This window comes from Streptomyces chiangmaiensis (genome assembly GCF_036281785.1).
Taxonomy (GTDB): Bacteria; Actinomycetota; Actinomycetes; order Streptomycetales; family Streptomycetaceae; genus Streptomyces; species Streptomyces chiangmaiensis.
Window position 1 is genome coordinate 1 of sequence record NZ_JAYWVC010000502.1, and the last position, 1,968, is coordinate 1,968.

General features: G+C 66.6%; 2 protein-coding genes and 1 pseudogene. 1 reads left to right on the plus strand and 2 read right to left on the minus strand.

All coding sequences use genetic code 11. The features are described from left to right. A pseudogene (locus VXC91_RS44950) lies at window positions 1-310 on the plus strand (IS110 family transposase); the annotation flags it as partial. Here VXC91_RS44950 and VXC91_RS44955 read toward each other — a convergent pair. Further along, window positions 301-648, minus strand: a complete 348-nt coding sequence (locus VXC91_RS44955) for a hypothetical protein (protein WP_329513104.1) — start codon at window positions 646-648, stop codon at window positions 301-303. The pseudogene VXC91_RS44950 and the gene VXC91_RS44955 sit on opposite strands and share 10 nt — an antisense overlap. Window positions 649-889: 241 nt before the next feature. Further along, a complete protein-coding gene (locus tag VXC91_RS44960) occupies window positions 890-1,099 on the minus strand; it encodes a hypothetical protein (RefSeq protein WP_329513105.1) in 210 nt (69 codons plus the stop codon). Between the last annotated feature and the right edge of the window lie 869 nt (window positions 1,100-1,968).

Below are 1,968 nucleotides of genomic sequence, written 5' to 3' on the forward strand. Positions count from 1 at the left end.
CAGATCTAGCCCTGTAGTACTAGTACCCATGGCTAAGGACTCCGTACGCCGCACCGGAAACCTGCACCGACCCCAGCGCTACAGCCGCCGCCTGCGACGAGTCTTCTACCTCTCGGCCCAGACGAGCATCATCCGCGACGGCCCCAACCGCAGCTACTACCTCAAGAAGCGCGCCGAAGGACACAAGCACATCCTCGCCGTCATCGCCCTCGCCCGCCGACGCGTCGACGTCCTCTGGAATCGCCCGGGGCGGTACCGCTCCGCCCTTCGCGCGGAGCAAACGGAAACGGAAGCCGTTGATCAGCGGTAGCCCGGCTCCGCCGCCCGGCGGCCCCGGGGCGGGAGGGTGGCCAGGAGGCCGCCGAGAAGTATTGCCGTGGGGGTGGCCACCGCCAGGGCCCAGCCGAGGCGGCTGCCGCGTCGGCGTTCGCAATCCAGCAGGGCGGTGCGGATGGCCTCCTTGGCGTCCGCCTCGTCGACCCCGCCCATGAGCGTGGCGATGGGCTGATCACCGTCCGGACCCCTGATCACCGACGCGCATATGGCGCCGCCGTACGCGTTGCCCCCACCGCCGTTGGGTATCGCCAGCAGCCCCAGCACCGCGGCCGCGCCCACGGCGATGCCCAGCCAACCCCACCCGCGTCCCATGTTCGCCCCTCTCGCACAACGGCATCGCCGGGAACGGTACGGGGTCGGTACACCGTGCCGAGCAACAACTCGCCGCCGTCCGGGCCCTACTGCCCGGCCAGCACGACGCGTACCACACCGTTGGCGAAGCCGGTTCCCACTAGTGTGGCGGCGCCACGATTCGAACCTCGGAAGGCTGAGCCGGCAGATTCCCAAGCTGAGTTCTCTGGACACCGAGCCTGATCAGCAGTCGGCGCCACCCTCACGAGTAGAAGCCGACCCAGTACTCGTCATGACTGCATACGAAGTCGCCCGGACGCTCCACCCCCAGCACTTCGTACCTGGCGGCAAAGACGTCCAGGGCCTCGTGAAGCGAGCAGCCCAGGTAATCACGGAGTGTCTTGATACCACGGATGAGTTGGTTGCTGAGGATCTGGTCGTCGGCAACGTCGACTGCGGCGTCCTCGGTCATGGTTGCGATCGAAGCCGATCGGTGGCTCACCGGCAACAAGGTTTGCTGCCATGGGCATAGGGGCCACCCCGGAACAACATGCTCCTGTGAAGCTGAGGACGGTCACCGCGCTCATGCGCAGTATCGGACCGATCAGTGGGTGCCGATCGCTCAGCCAGAGCTCGCAGCGTCTCTAGGCCGGCCAGGACCTCAGAGCGATTGCCGGATCTCTTCATCCATTGCGGCAGCCTCGCAAACATCGCCATTGTCGGACGCGCGGCGCCACGCTCGCGCAACTGGGCGCCGACGTAGCTCGACAATTCGTTGACGTGCTCCTCGTTGTAGGCCCAAAGGATCTGGCCGACACAACGGGTTTGCAACCAAAGCGGCCGCCGGAAGAACGGGTCCTCAGTCCCGCCAAGGACAGCGCCGACCAACCCTGCACCCCTCACTTCAGGATCCCAGTCGGCGACCACACCGCACCCTGCGCAGACCAGGCGGCGTGGCAGGAACAACAACTCACTGAAGTACCGCGGTGTCGGTAGGCCAGGCCGGGGAACGACGAGCGCGCAGCCGCCGCACTGCGGACAGACCACAAGTATTCGCCCAGCAAACTCCGCCAACCATCGCCCCCGGTCATGGTGACGAGCGGGACCGCCGCTTGGCTCTGACTCCATAGTGGACACCATCTCAGGGTTCTGACTGTCCGCGACCCGCTACCAAGCCGCACGCGTTGGGCACCCGCGCACGGTAACGGCTAACGGGTGTGCCACAGCCGTGCCAGATCGAGCGGGGGAATCACGGGGAGCAGCCGAAACAGCAGGCAACTTGAAACGATCGCCCCTGACCCGGAAGCCGCAGCTCGAGGAGCATCCAGGCCGCCGTGCTCG

Coding starts and splice junctions, on each gene's coding strand:
- VXC91_RS44955 (WP_329513104.1), bottom strand. CDS start 648: ATGGGACGCGGGTGGGGTTGGCTGGGCATCGCCGTGGGCGCGGCCGCG.
- VXC91_RS44960 (WP_329513105.1), bottom strand. CDS start 1,099: ATGACCGAGGACGCCGCAGTCGACGTTGCCGACGACCAGATCCTCAGC.